This is a genomic window from Acinetobacter sp. IRS14, from assembly GCF_034650275.1.
GTDB classification, from domain to species: Bacteria; Pseudomonadota; Gammaproteobacteria; order Pseudomonadales; family Moraxellaceae; genus Acinetobacter; species Acinetobacter oleivorans.
Map to the genome: position 1 here is coordinate 145,657 of NZ_JAOVFN010000004.1, position 16,471 is coordinate 162,127.

The 16,471-nt window shown below is 40.6% G+C and carries 15 protein-coding genes and 1 pseudogene; 4 read left to right on the forward strand and 12 right to left on the reverse strand.

The annotated features are described in order from the left end of the window. Positions 1-198: 198 nt before the first annotated feature. Positions 199-348 (reverse strand): annotated as a pseudogene (locus ODQ17_RS19200) (transketolase family protein); the annotation flags it as partial. Positions 349-561: 213 nt separating this feature from the next. Here ODQ17_RS19200 and ODQ17_RS05765 point away from each other — a divergent pair. Then, positions 562-1,392 (forward strand): TIGR02391 family protein, encoded by an 831-nt coding sequence (locus ODQ17_RS05765; RefSeq protein WP_322902329.1) that lies wholly within the window; start codon positions 562-564, stop codon positions 1,390-1,392. Positions 1,393-1,427: 35 nt separating this feature from the next. Here the strand turns inward: ODQ17_RS05765 and ODQ17_RS05770 are convergent, their stop codons facing one another. Beyond that, entirely contained in the window at positions 1,428-1,874 is a 447-nt protein-coding gene (locus ODQ17_RS05770) for a hypothetical protein (RefSeq protein WP_322902331.1), read from the reverse strand. A gap of 192 nt (positions 1,875-2,066) precedes the next feature. Between ODQ17_RS05770 and ODQ17_RS05775 the strand changes: the two genes are divergently transcribed. Beyond that, positions 2,067-3,212: an aldose epimerase family protein gene (locus ODQ17_RS05775; RefSeq protein WP_322902333.1), complete on the forward strand. Its 1,146-nt coding sequence runs from the start codon at positions 2,067-2,069 to the stop codon at positions 3,210-3,212. A 67-nt stretch (positions 3,213-3,279) separates the two neighbouring features. Here ODQ17_RS05775 and ODQ17_RS05780 read toward each other — a convergent pair whose 3' ends face one another. Continuing rightward, entirely contained in the window at positions 3,280-4,500 is a 1,221-nt protein-coding gene (locus ODQ17_RS05780) for an MFS transporter (protein ID WP_322902335.1), read from the reverse strand. Positions 4,501-4,605: 105 nt separating this feature from the next. Between ODQ17_RS05780 and ODQ17_RS05785 the strand changes: the two genes are divergently transcribed. Continuing rightward, complete coding sequence (locus ODQ17_RS05785; protein ID WP_049837673.1) at positions 4,606-5,394, forward strand: AraC family transcriptional regulator; 789 nt, start codon at positions 4,606-4,608, stop codon at positions 5,392-5,394. On the opposite strand, the gene ODQ17_RS05790 is transcribed toward ODQ17_RS05785, so the two are convergent. Both ODQ17_RS05790 and def read right to left on the reverse strand, forming a co-directional pair. Further along, on the reverse strand, positions 5,361-6,683 hold the full coding sequence (locus ODQ17_RS05790) for a glutaminase (protein ID WP_004703144.1): 1,323 nt from the start codon (positions 6,681-6,683) through the stop codon (positions 5,361-5,363). The genes ODQ17_RS05785 and ODQ17_RS05790 overlap by 34 nt on opposite strands. A gap of 177 nt (positions 6,684-6,860) precedes the next feature. Then, positions 6,861-7,343 (reverse strand): peptide deformylase, encoded by a 483-nt coding sequence (def, locus tag ODQ17_RS05795; protein ID WP_322902337.1) that lies wholly within the window; start codon positions 7,341-7,343, stop codon positions 6,861-6,863. 234 nt (positions 7,344-7,577) lie between these two features. Here def and ODQ17_RS05800 point away from each other — a divergent pair, with 234 nt between their 5' ends. Continuing rightward, positions 7,578-8,876 (forward strand): MFS transporter, encoded by a 1,299-nt coding sequence (locus ODQ17_RS05800; RefSeq protein WP_322902338.1) that lies wholly within the window; start codon positions 7,578-7,580, stop codon positions 8,874-8,876. A 61-nt stretch (positions 8,877-8,937) separates the two neighbouring features. Here ODQ17_RS05800 and ODQ17_RS05805 read toward each other — a convergent pair whose 3' ends face one another. From ODQ17_RS05805 to ODQ17_RS05835, 7 genes are all read right to left on the reverse strand, one after another. Beyond that, complete coding sequence (locus ODQ17_RS05805) at positions 8,938-10,134, reverse strand: hypothetical protein (protein ID WP_322902340.1); 1,197 nt, start codon at positions 10,132-10,134, stop codon at positions 8,938-8,940. A 155-nt stretch (positions 10,135-10,289) separates the two neighbouring features. Beyond that, positions 10,290-11,930 carry a thiamine pyrophosphate-binding protein gene (locus tag ODQ17_RS05810; protein WP_322902342.1) on the reverse strand — a complete coding sequence of 547 codons (1,641 nt, stop codon included), beginning with the start codon at positions 11,928-11,930 and terminating at the stop codon, positions 10,290-10,292. Positions 11,931-11,969: 39 nt separating this feature from the next. Further along, positions 11,970-13,436 (reverse strand): aldehyde dehydrogenase, encoded by a 1,467-nt coding sequence (locus ODQ17_RS05815; RefSeq protein WP_322902344.1) that lies wholly within the window; start codon positions 13,434-13,436, stop codon positions 11,970-11,972. A gap of 13 nt (positions 13,437-13,449) precedes the next feature. Then, positions 13,450-14,241 carry an aspartate dehydrogenase gene (locus tag ODQ17_RS05820; protein WP_322902346.1) on the reverse strand — a complete coding sequence of 264 codons (792 nt, stop codon included), beginning with the start codon at positions 14,239-14,241 and terminating at the stop codon, positions 13,450-13,452. A gap of 15 nt (positions 14,242-14,256) precedes the next feature. Then, positions 14,257-15,051, reverse strand: coding sequence for an SDR family oxidoreductase (locus ODQ17_RS05825; RefSeq protein WP_004703156.1), 795 nt, complete (start codon positions 15,049-15,051; stop codon positions 14,257-14,259). A 15-nt stretch (positions 15,052-15,066) separates the two neighbouring features. Continuing rightward, positions 15,067-15,891 (reverse strand): alpha/beta fold hydrolase, encoded by an 825-nt coding sequence (locus ODQ17_RS05830; RefSeq protein WP_322902348.1) that lies wholly within the window; start codon positions 15,889-15,891, stop codon positions 15,067-15,069. Positions 15,892-15,927: 36 nt separating this feature from the next. After that, entirely contained in the window at positions 15,928-16,449 is a 522-nt protein-coding gene (locus tag ODQ17_RS05835; RefSeq protein ID WP_013198649.1) for a cupin domain-containing protein, read from the reverse strand. Between the last annotated feature and the right edge of the window lie 22 nt (positions 16,450-16,471).

Consider the following 16,471-nt stretch of genomic DNA (forward strand, 5'->3'; position numbering starts at 1 on the left):
GATTTTATTGATAAAATTATAATCCTAAAATTTGCTTAAGAAGTAATCTTTGCCATAACAGTTGTTGAGCAGAACTCTCTTATTTGACCTAGCAATTTTAGATTAAACGTACCGTAAATAAGAAAATCCCCCACCTTTAACATTGAGGGATTTCAAAAAGTTTTTTTCGATACTATTTATATCAAGTGCACATTACTTTTATTTCAAATGTGACTTAATCTTCTCTTTAACTGCTTCAGTTGAAATACTATATCGATCATGTAAAGTAGCTAAGGCCCCTGCATCTAAAAATGCATCTGGCAAATCAATCATGTCAAAACGAGGATGCTGACCGTTTCTTAGAAATAGGCACAGACATCACTTAAACTCAATTTCCTCTCTTTCAAACACATCGGTCCCCTCAAGCACCTCCATAGTCAATAAACCAGCTCAAATGAGATTCTTTTGCTTAAATGCGCCTTATTCTCCTTGTCAAAAGGAGAAAAATTAGCAGAAGGATTAAATTGATCTTCAAATAAAAAATATGTAATTTATCAATTATATATTTTCGAAAATTATTAAATGGCCATTCTCAAAAAAATTGATCCTGCCTCTTTGGAATCTATTTGCAAAATATTAGGCGATACAATGAATGGCCTAACAGGTACGGAAATCTCTAAATACCTAAGTGAGTGTAATATTTCTGATCCAAAAATAAATTCAACAAAATGGAAAAAGTTATATGATGCTTTGAATCTCAAACAGAATGAAGATAAATGCGCCAATAATTTAATCTTCTTTATTCAACATGTCATGAGACCATCAAGACACTTTGATAATGCAACATGGTTTAATGAAATACGAAACAAATTAAATATTGTGCTTTCATTTGAAGGATTGGAATTAGAAGAAACTGGAATTATAAAACCCATCACAGCAATCAAAACGCTTTCTGAAGCAGAAGAACGCGCTATAAAGTTAAGAAAAGTATTAATTGATAGGAAGATTCATAATGACGTTCTACTTTTCTGTAAAGCAGAGCTGTTAGTTGATAATTATTTTCATGCTGTATTTGAAGCCACTAAAAGTATCGCTGAAAAAATTCGTAATAAAACGTCTCTTACTACAGATGGATCAGAGTTAATAGATCAAGCTTTCTCATTCAAAGGAAAAATCCCTCATCTAGCATTAAGCAATTTAATGACAGAAAGCGAAGAGAGTGAACAAAAAGGTTTTATGAACTTATTAAAAGGAATTTTTGGTACATTCAGAAACACAACAGCCCATGCTCCTAAAATTACTTGGACTATTGATGAACAAGATGCCCTAGATATTTTATCTACTATTTCCTTAATCCATAGAAAATTGGATAAAGCTATTGAGGCAAAAAAAATGTATGAGGGAAAATTATAAAAGCCTAGTTGTATATCATATAAGCTTTTATATAGTCACATTACATGAATTTCCTCAATTCTTAAGTGATGCATCATCTCTCGAACAAATACAAAATAGGTAAAAACATAAAGCTGATCTGGAGCCACTTGGCTTGTGTAGTGGCTCAAACGCTCAATAAAATCATTGAATCCATGCTCAAGCTCAATACGACTGATTTGCTTTTTAGCACTAAAAAATAACTCACTCAGTTGTGTCATAACAGCATCAGACGTAATAGCTACACCGCTTATCTTTAAATTCCTGAGTGGCTGTGACTCGATGATTTCTTCAATAAAATAAATCATCTTTTCGATAGCAAGTTCATCAATCACACCATGTCGAATACTTTTTGAATCAACAAAACCCAAGCCCTGTTCGAGTTGAATGTGCTGGTTGTCTAAGTCGAATGACAAGCCATTAAGACCAAGTGAAAATTTTAAAATTGAATTGGGATGATCCATAAAAATAGCCTATCGTCGAATTTTGCTCATAAGATTAATTTCTTTATAAGCGTAAATTGAACCAGTTTTTCCAAAATTTAACATTCAGTGCTCGATTATTATTAACACTACATATAATAAAAACCTCTTTAAAAAGATGAAAAATCAATCTTATATTCATCCAGTCTTACTATTAAAAAATAGAGTATCAGCATGAAAAAATTAGTAATTTTAGGTGTTGCGATTTATAGCTTTGCACAACTTTCAAATGCAGCAACATTAAATGTAAAACCCTATGGTACGACTCAAGACGGTCAAAAAGTTGATTTATACACCATGAGCAATAATAAGGGAGTCTCAGTTTCTTTTATTAGTTATGGTGGTGTAATTACACAGATTTTGACTCCCGATGCACAAGATAAACAAAATAATATCGTTTTGGGCTTTGATGACCTAAAAGGTTATGAAGTCACTGATACCAAGGAAGGCATTCATTTTGGCGGATTAATCGGTCGTTATGCGAACCGTATTGGTAATGCTCAATTTAGCTTAGATGGGAAAACCTATAACCTCGAAAAAAATAATGGGCCAAATTCATTGCATAGCGGTAATCCGGGCTTTGATAAACGTGTTTGGCAAGTTAAGCCCTTGGTTTCTAAAGGTGAAACCGTTAAAGCTTCTCTTAAGTTAACCAGTCCAAATGGAGATCAAGGCTTTCCCGGAAAGTTAGATGTAGAAGTGATCTACAGTCTTTCAGATCAAAATGAATTCCAAATCGAATATAAGGCCAAAACTGATCAGCCTACAGTAGTCAACCTCACCAACCACAGTTATTTCAACTTATCAGGCGCTGGTAATAACCCTTATGGCGTGCTCGATCATGTTGTACAACTTAATGCAGACCGTGTATTGGTAACCGATCAAAACTCTTTACCCACAGGTGAAATAGCTTCGGTTGCAGGTACGCCTTTTGATTTTCGGACGCCTAAGGCAATTGTGAAAGATATTCGAGCGAATCATCAGCAATTGGCCTATGGGTATGGCTATGACCAAACTTGGGTACTTAACCAAAAGTCTCAAGGAAAGTTAAATCTTGCAGCTCATGTTTTTGATCCGAAATCTAAACGGACACTGCAAGTCTTGACTACTGAACCAAGCGTTCAAATGTATACAGCCAATCATTTATTAGGAAATATTGCTGGGGCAAATGGCGTACTCTATCGACAAGCAGATGCGTTAGCATTAGAAACGCAGCATTTTCCAGATAGTCCGAATCAACCATCGTTCCCTTCTACACGTTTGAACCCAAATCAAACTTATAACAGTGCCACCGTATTTAAATTTGGTATTCAGAAATAGTCTTTTTAATTGGAACCATAATTATCTAAAAAGACTCTCAGCCGAATATGACTGAGAGCCTTTTCATTTATTTAACTTTTGTGTTTGGTAAAAATGTAGTTGCAAATCCAAGTAATGGCAAGAATGAACATAAACCAAATACCCATTCAATGCCGTTAATATCAGCTAAATGCCCTAACCCAGCTGCGGCAATACCACTTACCCCAAACATAAGTCCAAACATTAAACCTGCAATCATGCCTACACGACCCGGAACAGCTTCTTGTGCGTAAACCACCATCGCAGCAAAAGCAGACGACAACACTAAACCTGCAATAATTGAGAAAACTGTTGTCCAAAATAAGTTTGCATACGGCATCATTAATGCAAACGGCGCCATACCAACAAATGAAACCCAAATAACCGCTTTACGGCCAATTTTGTCACCAATTGGACCACCAGCAAATGTACCTAAAGCAACAGCAGCCAAGAATGCAAACAAATGCAATTGAGCGGTCTGGATGCTGATATGGAACTTTTGAATAAGATAAAAAGTAAAGTAGTTACTAATGCTGGCAATGTAGGTAAATTTAGCAAACATCAATAAACTAATTGTGCTCAAAGCAATGATCAGCTTACGGCCATGCAATTTACTTTGTGCTTGATTTGCACGCGCAGCCACCTGATTTTTAGCATGACTCACCGTCCAGCGGCTTACGCCAAATAAAACCCAAATCGCTAAAAGTGCAAATATCACTAAACCCGCAACTGCATGCTGCCCAAACGGTACAATCAATAACGCTGCTAATAATGGACCAATGGCAGTACCTGTATTTCCACCCACCTGAAAAGTCGACTGCGCCGTACCAAAGCGCCCACCCGATGCCATTCGTGCCACCCGTGAAGCTTCAGGGTGAAAAGTTGCCGAGCCTATCCCAATAAGCGCAGATGCACATAACAACACTGTAAAGCTTGGTGAAAATGCCAACAAAATAATGCCGCAGAATGTGACCATCATTCCGAGTGGGAGAAGATACGGTTTTGGATGTTTATCGGTATAAAGTCCAATCCAAGGCTGAAGCAGTGAACCTGTAATTTGATATACAAACGAAATCAGGCCAACTTGAGCAAAACTCAGCGAAAAGTTTGCTTTTAGCATTGGATAAATAGCGGGTAGCACTGCTTGAATCAAATCATTCAGTAAATGTGCGACCGCCACGGCGCCTACAATTTTAATAATCATTCCTTGAGGCTGATCATTTACAACGGTATTGGCAATACCATCTTTCAATTGTATTGAAGACGTCATACCTGAAAAACTCCAATATTCTAAGTTAGATGCTTATTGTAAATTGTCGCTTATAAAGTTATCTTCCAATAATCATTGTATAAGTGACAATTTTTAGGATAGTTTATGTCCGATTCTCTTATTCAGTCTGATTTGTCTGAACTTGTGATTGGGCTATCTTCTGAGCACTCTTACCGAGAAATCACCCCTACCCACACACATACACGTGCGCAGTTTTTGTATGCATCCACAGGAAATATTCAGGTGTTTACACCGAACAATGTCTGGATTGTGCCACCCATGTGTGCCTTATGGATTCCTGCTCATGTCGAGCACAGTGTGATTTCGCTGAGTCACGTGAAGTTAAATACGGCGTTGGTTGAAGTAAATGCAGCAGCTCTAATGGGTCAGCATTGCTTTATTATTCGGGTAAGTAACCTGTTGCATGAGCTTTTGATTCGTTTAAATGAAATTGAACGAGAAGACACACCAAATACGGCGACGTCTCAAGAGCTTTCCCGCTCTTTACAAATTTTGATTTTTGAAGAAATTCATCGGGCCAATTTATTGCCTATTCAGATTCCTTGGCCGAAAGACAAGCGACTATTAAAAATTTGCCAAGAGTTATTACATACTCCTGATCATTCAAAAGACTTAACAGATTGGGCTGATGAGATTGGTGCGAGTTCTAGAACCCTAATGCGTATGTTCCAAAAAGAAACCGGACTGTCTTATCGAGCATGGGTCCAGCAAATGCATATTGCACTTGCCTTAAGTAAAATTGCGAATGGTGAATCTATTGCTCGAATTTCTGAATCACTGGGGTATAACAACCCCAGTGCGTTCAGTGCAATGTTTAAGCGACATCTAGGAAAAACACCTCAACAGTTTAGAAGTTCTGCGATGTCGCTATAAGTCTTTTTTTTTGCAGGTAGGTCATGCTTTTCAAGCAAATCATCAAAATCGTGGTAGACATGAAGTTCACGATCTTTACCAGTTCTCGCATGATCTAATCGTTGTTCAGGATCCACTAAAACAAGCGTATGGCCATCATCAATCAGACGATCTACCCCTTCTAAGAACATACGCTTACCCACATCATGGATAAGTGAAATCTGGGTTAAATCAATGACGATTGTGCTTTGGTCAGTTGTCTCATCTTGTAAAATGCGCAACAACATTTCAGCTTCGGTAAATTTCAATACACCGCGAAGCACATATACACTTAATGAAGCATCTTTTCCTGTACGGTAATGGCTTTGCACAATCGTTTGTGCAGAAGGTGTACCTTCCATGAGGTGTAATCCCATGTCACGGGATAACCGTTCTAAAATATCGATGCCTCGAATACTATGACCATGCTCATCTAAACGAGGAGAAAAAGCAGCAATACTGACCTGACCCGGCAGCACACCTAAAATACCGCCTGCTACACCACTCTTAGCAGGAATACCTACAGTCGACAACCAGTCACCCGCGGCATCATACATGCCACAGCTCATCATGACACTGAGCACTTGTCTAACCACAGATCGGTTTAATAAACGCTTTCCAGTTTTAGGGTCAACCCCACCATTGGCAAGTACGCTGCCCATACGTACCAAGTCTTTAACTGTAACCATGATCGCACATTGACGAATGTAACCATTCACAATATCGACAGGGTCAGTCTCTAAAATTCCGACAGTTCGCAACATATAACCGATCGAAAGATTACGGTAAGCAGTTTTGACTTCCGAATCATAGACAGACTCATCAAAACTTAATTCACGCCCTGCAAGCTCGCTCATAAAACGGCGTAGAATTTCTGCACTATGTAAACCATGCTTGACCTGAATCAAGGAATGTACCGTAATTGCGCCAGAGTTAATCATCGGGTTTTTCGGACGTCCGTCTTTACCCAATGAAATTTCATTGAAGGCTTCCCCCGAAGGCTCTACCCCTACTTTCGCAAGTACTGCATCAATGCCAAGCTGTTGTAAAACATAGGCATATACGAACGGTTTAGAAATCGATTGAATGGTGAATTCAACATCATCATCTCCAATCGAATAAATTTCGCCATCTACGGTAGACATGGCCAAAGCTAATCGATCTGGATTTGCATTTGCTAACTCTGGAATATAGTCAGCTAGATGTCCGCTATTATCTACCTCACAGGCTTCTATCACATTTGCCAAATAATCTGGGAGAGGGGTTTTCATGGTCAGTAACCTTAAATGAGGAGATTTACACTTTCGATCATTTTTTCAGCACAACCTGCTGATAATATTAAAATTATAATTTTTTAGTGAAATAAAAATCACGATATAAGTATTGTAATTCCGATGGCTTATTTATTTCAAGCTCATTATACGTTTTTAAAAACTTTAAATAGAAGATTAGATTATTCTTTCTACAAATAGAACTCCATTTAAATGATCGACTTCATGTTGAACAATTCGAGCAGGAAAACCATGAAAAACCGTTTCAACGACTTCGCCTTGAAGTGTTAAATATTTAACCTTAACCATTTCTGCGCGCTCAACTTGTCCACGCTCATCTGGCACACTTAAGCAGCCTTCTTCACCTAAAAGCGTTTCATTTGAGAACTCTAAAATTTCAGGATTAACCATCACTACAGCATCCATTTCAGGTGCATCGGGATAGCGTGGGTTTGGTCGAGAAGCCACAATAATGACACGTTTAGAAATATAAACTTGCGGTGCGGCAATCCCTACTCCATTACGCTCAAGCATCGTTGCTTGCATAGCAGCAGCAAGCTGATAAAGCCAATCACTGTTTAACTCATTTGCCGAGACGGGAGCCGCAATCAGTTTTAAGATATCTTCACCACGCTTTGCGACTGGTAAAACTACGCTCATCCTTTGAATCTCTCATTAAATTGGCTATGACAAGTTTTATTGTGTCGCTGAATGGCTCAAAAGAAAAGTCATTCCTACATCTGTTTTTGTTTCATCTAATGCGTTTTTTGTTTTAAAGCTTTTTTATTTGAGTGATGAAAATCTACACCTCTTCATAGAACAAATTTCCTCCATTTACTTTTACTTCACTTTTCCATTAATATCCAAACTTAAATTACAACAATTAAGTAAAAAATGGATCAGGACTTAACTTTGCAGGATGCGAACTATCTTAATAAAGAAGATAAACGAACCCTTGCCCTTTCTTCATTGGGCGGTGCTTTAGAGTTTTACGACTTCGTGATTTATGTGTTTTACGCCAAAATCATTTCCGACCTGTTTTTCCCCAGCACACTCAGCCCATTTTGGGCTATGCTGAACACTTATGGCATTTTCGCAGCAGGTTACTTTTTTAGGCCATTAGGCGGGGTTGTCATGGCCCATTTTGGTGATCTGGTCGGGCGTAAAAAACTATTTTCACTTTCTATATTGCTGATGGCGCTACCTACCCTGTTTATCGGGATATTACCCACTTTTGAAAATATTGGTTATTTGGCACCGCTACTTTTACTACTTATGCGAGTGGTCCAAGGGATTGCGATTGGGGGTGAAATTCCAGCCGCATGGACCTTTGTGTCTGAACATGTTCCCGAAAGAAAAATTGGACTGGCAAATGGCTTACTGACCGCCGGATTGTCTTTAGGAATTTTATTGGGTGCGCTGATGTCTTTATGGATTTCACTCAATTTTAGTGAAGGACAAATCCATGACTGGGCTTGGCGTATTCCTTTCATTGCAGGTGGTATTTTTGGTCTGATTGCACTTTATTTACGGACTTATTTAAAAGAAACTCCTGTGTTTAAAGCCATGCAGGCACGTAAAGAAATTTCAAAAGAAATGCCCGTAAAACAAGTGTTAAAAACGCATAAAACAGCCGTTGCGATTGGAATGTTATTTACGTGGTTTTTAACTGGCTGCGTGGTGGTGGTGATTTTAGCCATGCCCAATTTATTGATTGGTTCATTTGGCTTTGAGCGTGCGCAGACTTTTGAAATGCAAAGTGCAGCAATTGTTATGCAAATGATCGGTTGTATTTTGGCAGGCTATTTTGCTGACCGTTTTAGCTGTGGCAAAGTTATGATGGTTGGTGCGCTTGCCGTGGCACTCACAGCAGCAGTTTTTTATAACAGTTTAGGACATGCCGCCCATTCAACTATTTTTGGTTTATATATGTTGTTGGGTCTATGCTCTGGTACTGTCGGCATGGTGTCGAGCAGTATGGTCAAAATGTTCCCCGCGCCTGTGCGTTTCTCGGGTATTTCATTTTCTTATAATTTGTCTTATGCAATTGTTGGTGGTATGACCCTGCCTTTAGTGCATTGGCTCAGTCAATATAGTGATATTGGTGCGATGTATTATATTTTCGCGCTCACCATTTTGGCCTTTGTGACTGCCTTTGTGTTTTGGAATAAGTTTGAAAAAAACAGGTATTAAAAATTTTCACTTATTAAATAAAAAACCACGCCGATTGCGTGGTTTTTTAATGCTGCTTACTTTAGAAAGTAAACCCGATATTAAAGTTAATACGGTATAGCCATTTATCACTATTTGGTGAAGTGGCAGAGGTATACCCTGTTGAGTTGGTCGAGCCACCAATGATATTGGAGTTTTTACCCCACGTATAATCCGCCCAAACCATAAATGGTGAAGCAATAAACATCATCCCTGTGGTATTCATTTGCGAGTCGGACCAATCATCACGTTTTTTATCCAGATAACTATAATCATTATAAAACTTAATGGATTTTAGCTTACCCATATTGGTGACAGGCAACGTATAGGCAAGGTTTAAACTGGCAATCGTACCTTCCGAAGCAATGAAATAAGCAGGTGTAAGGCCGTTTGCTCCCATTAAAGTCATATCACTATTTACACCATCTGGATTTTTAGCATCGTACTGATAGTGAATGACCGAGCTTTGTAAATTAAAGCGTTTGTAGTTGTTTTCGGTGTGCAAACCAACTGCATAATATTTGCCGTCTTTATCGGTCACTTTGTTATGTAGCTGAGCAATTGCACCCGATACACCGAACTCTTGCTTACCAAAATCAGTTTCTAACTTGCGAACAATACGGGTATTCACCTGATTGCGTTTTTCATTTTGATAGGCTTTTTGAGATGGAAATGCATTTCCTGCCAAGTCATCATAAGTTGCACTTTCAGGTGAATAACGCAAATTCGTCTCTAACATTTGCGGGTAATACCCGAGTTTTAAATCCCAATCTTTGTCGTGATAATTCCAGTTAATCCCCGGTGCAATATTGTTGCCATAGCCTAAAAAGAATGGAATGTGATAGGTCCAGCCATTTTGTGGGTATGGATAAATCGTGAAAGGTTTATAGACAAGACCTGCTTCAATGCTGTTATTGGCATCTAAGTTATAGCCGACATATGCTTTTTCAATGGACGTTTTCTGTTGGTCTTGAAACATATAACTGGCATTGATGTAGGCATCATCAAATTTACCTTTTAGATCAACCCTGAAAATATCAAAATGGAGCTTACCAAAACCACGGTTTGGCCCTTCCCAATCTTCATAGCGTTGATTTAACCGAACCACCCCACCTAACTTTAATGAGTCGGTGCCGTCATCACTTTTCCATTCAAGCAATGAGTCTTTTGCAAAAGCATTGACGCTTACCCCCAGCGTAAGCGGTGCAATGAATGCCATGGTCAATGAAGTCTTTTTCATCTCTACATCCTTGATTGAGTTCCAGCGTCCTGCTGGAACTTTATTTGTTTTGCCTGTAAAACTTCGTTTTTATTGTTTTTTAGATAAAAAAATTTATCTAAAAAAAGGATGGCTTAGCAGCTCCCATCGCATATGTACTAAACCATCCAAACTGGTTAATACAGTTTCTTTTGCGGTGGGCCCGCGAAGTTTAATGGTCCAATCGAGTTCATATCGAGCTCGATCACAGTTGGCCCGTCAAAAGCAACAGCCTCTTGAATAACCGTTTTAAATTCATCTGCACTACCGACTTTCCAGCTCTTCACACCCATTGATTCGCCAAGAAGTTTGTAATCTGGCGTATGCAATTCATTGAAATATTGACGACCACCAAAGTAGTTATTTTGAATGCCACGCATTACGCCATAACCACCGTCATTCATAATCATTAAGACCATGTTGGTGTTTTCTTGCACCATGGTTGCAATTTCACCAATGCCAAGCATTAAGCCACCATCGCCGACTAAACCAATTACTTTTTTGTCAGGGTTAGCAACCGAAGCACCGATTGCAGTTGCAAGACCTAAACCAATTGCACCCGCAAGTGAATGGATGTTTTGGTTTGGCGCTTGTACTGGGAATAAACGGCTGCCCCATGTGCTACCCGACATTGTGATGTCTCGTACAAAAATGCCATCTTGAGGTAAAGCTGCACGTAAGTGATCGCAAATTAAAGCGTATTGGTCGATTTGCTTACGCAGTGCATCAATTGCAGCCTGTTTTGCTGCCACTACAGCAGCATCGTAATCGGCATCAACTTTTGAAGTGCCTTGAAGCTGTTCTAACACACGTGTTAAGACATCTTTAGCATCGCCACAGATGAAGTTGCGGATTTTGTAATTACGTTGCTGAGCCACTGGGTTTGCATCTACCTGAATAATGTTTTCAGGGAATTCAACCGAATAAGTTTTTGTTTCATTACTACGTAAACGAGAACCCACCACAACCATTAAGTCAGCATCTTTTAATAACTGCTCAACACCTGCCGAGTTATGAAAAGCACCTAAACTACGTGGATGATCATCTGCCAACACTCCACGAGCATGCGTCGATGACACAACAGGAATACCTAAATCTGCAATTGCTTTAACTTCGGCAATGCTATTTAAAGTTCCACCACCAATCCAGAAAATTGGACGTTTTGCTTTTTTGATTTCACTGACAAGAAGATCAATTTCAGCTTGTTCTGCCTGTGGCAACTCAAGTGCTTTCACTGGGCCAAGATTAAGTGGCAAAACAATTTCTGCTGCTTGTACATCAATTGGTAATTCAACACTTACCGGTCCCATTGGAACTGTGGTTGCTACACGGATGGCTTCACGAATCACACCAACAGCATTGTCTGGACTGGTAATACGGAACGCTGCTTTGCTTGATGCACGTAAGAATGTAAGTTGGTCTTTAGTTTCATGAATGAAGCTTGCATCACGGTCGAGATATTCACGCTCAACTTGACCCGTTAAATGCAATACAGGACTACCTGCATTCATTGCTTCAATCAGTGAACCTACCGCATTACCTGCACCAGCACCCGTACTGGTTAACGCTACACCTAGGCCTTTAAAGCGTGAGTGTGCATCTGCCATGGTGACCGCACCAGCTTCACCACGGGCTGCGACAAAGCGCATTTTTTCACGGCGCCCTACCGCATCGGCAATAGGTAAATTGTGGATGGAAATAACACCATAAATACTATCAACTTGGTGCGCTTCTAAAACTCTTGCGATTGCTTCGCCTACATTTACACGTTCAGTCATGTCTGTTCCTCAAAATTTGTTTTTCAGTCCTTGAATTTATTAATCGCACCAAGGGTTAGGCTGTTCATTCAGCCCCATATAAATACTCTTTTGTTGCATGTACGATAAAATGCCCAAACGGCCTTTTTCGCGCCCGATACCACTGTCTTTAAAGCCACCAAACGGCGCACTAATCGAGAATTTTTTGTAGGTATTAATCCACACCGTTCCCACTTCTAATGCACGTGCAATACGCCAAGCTTTACGATAGCTTTCAGTCCAGATGCCTGCGGCAAGACCAAAACAACTGTCATTGGCTTGGGTAATTAAATCTTGTTCGTTGTCATATTTCATAACGACTAAAACAGGGCCAAAAATTTCTTCCTGACAGGTTTGAGCACTGTTATTTAAGCCAGTAATAATCGTTGGTAAGTAATAGCTTCCTTTGGCATAGTCACCAGTCGTAAGTGCCTCACCACCAATCAGAACTTGACCACCTTCGCTTTTGGCAAGCTGCACATAGCGGTCAACTGACTGCAAATGTTTGTCATTGACCAATGGTCCTAAATGCACACCAGCCTTTTCCGGATGACCCACACGTAAGCCTTTGGTAAGTTCAACCAGACGTGTTAAAAACTGATCGTAAAGACTGCTATGAATAAACAAGCGAGAACCTGCGATACACGCTTGGCCTGCTGAACTAAAAATACCGTACGCGACACCTTTAGCAGCCAGTTCAACATCTGCATCCGGCAAAACGATGGTTGGTGATTTACCACCTAACTCAAGCGAAGTAGTAATCAGTTTGTCTGCGGCAATATGCGCCAAATGACGACCCGTGGTTGTTCCACCTGTAAAAGAGATTTTACGAACCAATGGATGTTGAGCAATTGCATCACCAATGATAGAACCACGACCAACTAACACACTGAGTAAACCTTTTGGTAAGCCAGCTTCTTCAAAAATCTTGGCAAGCTCTAAAGCAATCAGTGAAGTTGCTTCTGCTGGTTTTAACACCACTGCATTTCCTGCTGCCAAAGCTGGAGCAAGCTTTTGGACTTCACTCGCGATTGGAGAGTTCCAAGGAGTAATAGCTGCCACAACGCCCACAGGTTCATGCACGCTCATGGTCATAAAGTCTGGAGCACGTTGAGTGGTGAGCTCATCGTTCAGCGTTTCACAAGCCGCCGCAACATAACGTGCAGTCGCCGCAGCGCTCATCACCAAACCACGAGTTTCGGTTAAAGGCTTTCCATTATCACGGGTTTGCAGTTTTGATAATTCATCTACACGCGCCTCAATAATGTCTGCAACTTTGTAGAGAATACGTGCGCGCTCATGCGGCAAGCTGTTTCTCCAGCTTGGTTGACGCCAAGCCTGATCTGCTTTTTCAATTGCTTCATTTACATCATCAAGCGTTGCTGTTGAAAGCTCAGCGTTTACCGACTGATCTGCCGGAAACAGGCTTTGAATGACTGCACCACGGCCTAATCGCCATTCACCTGCAATATAAATTTCCTTCGCCATGATCAAATCCTTCTTAAATCTGTATTGCTTCTACACTATTGCGACAAGCACGAATCACGCTAAGCGCAGCCAACGTTGATGTTTTCGGGTTACTTGGCAACGGTACGCCCACCAGTTCAATGGTCATTTGTCCAAAGCCACCTTCTGCCACAATGGTGTGTTTGTTTTTGTTGATGGTTGGATCAACAGTTAACTCAACCATGGTTTCGTCCATACCAAGTCCTGCAAGTGCAATCGTTGCTGCAACGTTGGCATTGGCTGGAAATTTGGTCGCAGCTTCACGGGCAGTTCCTGTGAAAAAGACCGTAGCTTCAGCAACATGGTCTAGATCGACCAATTGCTCTGCATAACTGCCCTTCCAGCTTTTCGGGCTTTTACAGCCTTTGTAAGTGACTTTTTGCAAACCACCTTCTTTAGCCGCAGAAATACCATCAATGCCTGCGATAGCCCCTGCCAGTAAATGCAGATGGGCATCATTTTTTTCAGCAGTTTGTTTAAGCTGAACCAGAAACTCGCTATCAGCCAAAGTACCCACCGAAATCAGACCTATAGTCCAGCCTTTCGCTAAAACTTTTTGAGCATGCTCTTTCACTGCTGCTTGACCAGCCACCTCAATGACATAGTCTGGCGTACCATCACACTGCTCAATATCGGAAATCACCTGAATCTCGGGAGAGACTTGTGACTGCACTTTTTCAATACTGCGAGATGGCACGACAATCCATTTGAGTTGCAGATCTTGAGGCAAATGGGCATACACTTCTGCTGCCATTGCGCCAAAACCAATCATCATCAACTTTTTCATGACAGCACCTAATATTTATAAATGTTTGTTAAAACCACCTGAGACATCTATTGCCGAACCTGTGGTGTAAGATGCCAATGGTGATGCCAAGAAAACTAAAGCACGTGCAGGCTCTTCTGGGCGGCCTAAACGCTGCATTGGAATACCGCGATTTTTTGCAATATTGCCTGTCCACTCCTCCCATGACAGATTTAAATCTGAACGGGTTTCATAACGGCGTTTCCACTGCGCAGATTCGACCATACCGAGTAAAATCGAGTTCACGCGAACGCCATATTGAGTAAACTCATGCGCTAATGAATGGGTTAAATTCAACAGTGCAGCGCGTGCAGATGAAGTCGCAATCATGTGCGGTTCCGGTTGCAATGCCAGTAACGAGTTCACATTGGTAATTGAGGCATTTGCCGACTGTTTTAAGTCGTCGAGAAAAGCCCGTACCGGATGTAAAACACTGAAATATTTCAGCTCGATTTCTTTCATCCAGTCTTCATCTTGCGTATTTTCAAAATTTGAAACACGACCTTGCCCAGCATTATTAATGAGCATGTCCACATTGCCCAAATTGAGTTTGACGTCTTTGGCAAATTGCTGAACTTCTTCTTTTTTCAACACATTGCATGCTTTGGTAAAAATATTGGCATGTGGAAATTTTTCTAAAATATAGTGCTTAGAAGCATTTAAACGCTCTTCATCGCGACCACACCAAGCAACTTTTGCACCCTCTGCAACCAGTATTTCAACAGCAGCCAGCCCAATCCCAGATGAGCCACCGGTAACAACTGCAACTTTTCCTTCAACTTGGAAGCTCATAATCCTTAATCTCTCTTACGATTGTTCCTGAATCGTCAACATAATTTGGTTAAATGCTTGCGGTTGGTCGACATAACTTAAATGTCCCGCATCTTCTATGACGAAGCGCTGTTCCAACTGCAATTCCTGAGCAAGCTCTTGTATACCTAACGCAGGAGTGATTTGATCTTGCTGCCCTACAATGACTGTGCATGGGACTTTTAAATCGGTTAAATAATTACGTATTTCGTCATATGCCAGTAAGTAAGATGCATGTGTGAAACCTTGTAGGGTCAACTGTTGCATCACCTCAGAAACTAAGGCTAAGGCTTGTGGCTCTTGTTTATAAATCAAATGAGGTCCACGGCTTTCGGCCATGCCTTTAGCACCAAGTTCTTTCAACATTTTTGGTCTTTTTTCAAAAACCTGAATTTGTGTTTGTTCATCGTGGCGCTGGTAACCTTGAGCTAAGTTAGCAACAACCAAGTGTTCCACTCGCTCTGGGTAAAGTGCAGTAAATGCACTCGCCTGTAAGGCACCTAATGAGTGTCCAACCACAATTGCTTTTTCAATTTTTAAAACATCGAACAATGCAACCAAACGCTTTGCGTAGTCAGTAGCATTGGGTTGATCAGTTAAAAGTTCATCTGATTTGCCATAGCCCGGTGCGTCCCAGGCAATGACATGAAAATGATGAGACAACACTTCAAGTTGGTTTACCCATGAAGCAGAACCTGAACTAATGCCATGCAACAGCACAAGGTACTCGCCCTGACCGGCTTCACGATAGGCTTGCTGCTGGCCTTGAACAGTGACGGTTTTCACCGGAAATTCTGCTAACTTTTCAATGAGTGTCATCATTTTCAATTCTTTCCTTTTATTCACTTCATCAAACAATTAACGTTTGATTTGAGACAATGGATGCTCTGGTGGATAGTTCGGAATCGTTGGTTTACCTGTTCCCAACATCACACACATCAAGGCATCTTCTTGACCTGGGTTAAACAAACCACGGTAGATTCCCGGTGGAATTGAAATCAGGTCACGCTCTTTTAAACGAGTTTCAAATTTTTCGCCGTTGTGCTCAATGAACAAATCAATTTCGCCGCGGAGCATAAAGAAAACTTCTTCAACATCGTGGTGAATGTGCAAAGGACCTTCACACTGTGGTGGCAGAACCATGGTTGAAAACGTGAAGTTTTCTGCTGGTACAGTGTTGCCGTCATTTGCAACACCTGTTGCACCCGTACCCATATAACGCATTTGTGCACGGCGATATTTCGGGTCGTAATCTGCTTGGAACTTCAAAGCCTCAAAGTCATATTTACGTGTCTCAAAGCGAGCAATACGCGTGTTTAACCAATCTTCTAAAGAAGCATTTTCTGGTTGTGCCCATGATTCGAATTGTTGTGTAGTCATTTTTTAAACTCCTATACAGTGA

What these genes read in the sequence shown, in the direction of transcription:
- ODQ17_RS05765 (WP_322902329.1), top strand. Translation starts at nt 562, where the DNA reads ATGGCCATTCTCAAAAAAATTGATCCTGCCTCTTTGGAATCTATTTGC.
- ODQ17_RS05770 (WP_322902331.1), bottom strand. Translation starts at nt 1,874, where the DNA reads ATGGATCATCCCAATTCAATTTTAAAATTTTCACTTGGTCTTAATGGC.
- ODQ17_RS05775 (WP_322902333.1), top strand. Translation starts at nt 2,067, where the DNA reads ATGAAAAAATTAGTAATTTTAGGTGTTGCGATTTATAGCTTTGCACAA.
- ODQ17_RS05780 (WP_322902335.1), bottom strand. Translation starts at nt 4,500, where the DNA reads ATGACGTCTTCAATACAATTGAAAGATGGTATTGCCAATACCGTTGTA.
- ODQ17_RS05785 (WP_049837673.1), top strand. Translation starts at nt 4,606, where the DNA reads ATGTCCGATTCTCTTATTCAGTCTGATTTGTCTGAACTTGTGATTGGG.
- ODQ17_RS05790 (WP_004703144.1), bottom strand. Translation starts at nt 6,683, where the DNA reads ATGAAAACCCCTCTCCCAGATTATTTGGCAAATGTGATAGAAGCCTGT.
- def (WP_322902337.1), bottom strand. Translation starts at nt 7,343, where the DNA reads ATGAGCGTAGTTTTACCAGTCGCAAAGCGTGGTGAAGATATCTTAAAA.
- ODQ17_RS05800 (WP_322902338.1), top strand. Translation starts at nt 7,578, where the DNA reads ATGGATCAGGACTTAACTTTGCAGGATGCGAACTATCTTAATAAAGAA.
- ODQ17_RS05805 (WP_322902340.1), bottom strand. Translation starts at nt 10,134, where the DNA reads ATGAAAAAGACTTCATTGACCATGGCATTCATTGCACCGCTTACGCTG.
- ODQ17_RS05810 (WP_322902342.1), bottom strand. Translation starts at nt 11,930, where the DNA reads ATGACTGAACGTGTAAATGTAGGCGAAGCAATCGCAAGAGTTTTAGAA.
- ODQ17_RS05815 (WP_322902344.1), bottom strand. Translation starts at nt 13,436, where the DNA reads ATGGCGAAGGAAATTTATATTGCAGGTGAATGGCGATTAGGCCGTGGT.
- ODQ17_RS05820 (WP_322902346.1), bottom strand. Translation starts at nt 14,241, where the DNA reads ATGAAAAAGTTGATGATGATTGGTTTTGGCGCAATGGCAGCAGAAGTG.
- ODQ17_RS05825 (WP_004703156.1), bottom strand. Translation starts at nt 15,051, where the DNA reads ATGAGCTTCCAAGTTGAAGGAAAAGTTGCAGTTGTTACCGGTGGCTCA.
- ODQ17_RS05830 (WP_322902348.1), bottom strand. Translation starts at nt 15,891, where the DNA reads ATGATGACACTCATTGAAAAGTTAGCAGAATTTCCGGTGAAAACCGTC.
- ODQ17_RS05835 (WP_013198649.1), bottom strand. Translation starts at nt 16,449, where the DNA reads ATGACTACACAACAATTCGAATCATGGGCACAACCAGAAAATGCTTCT.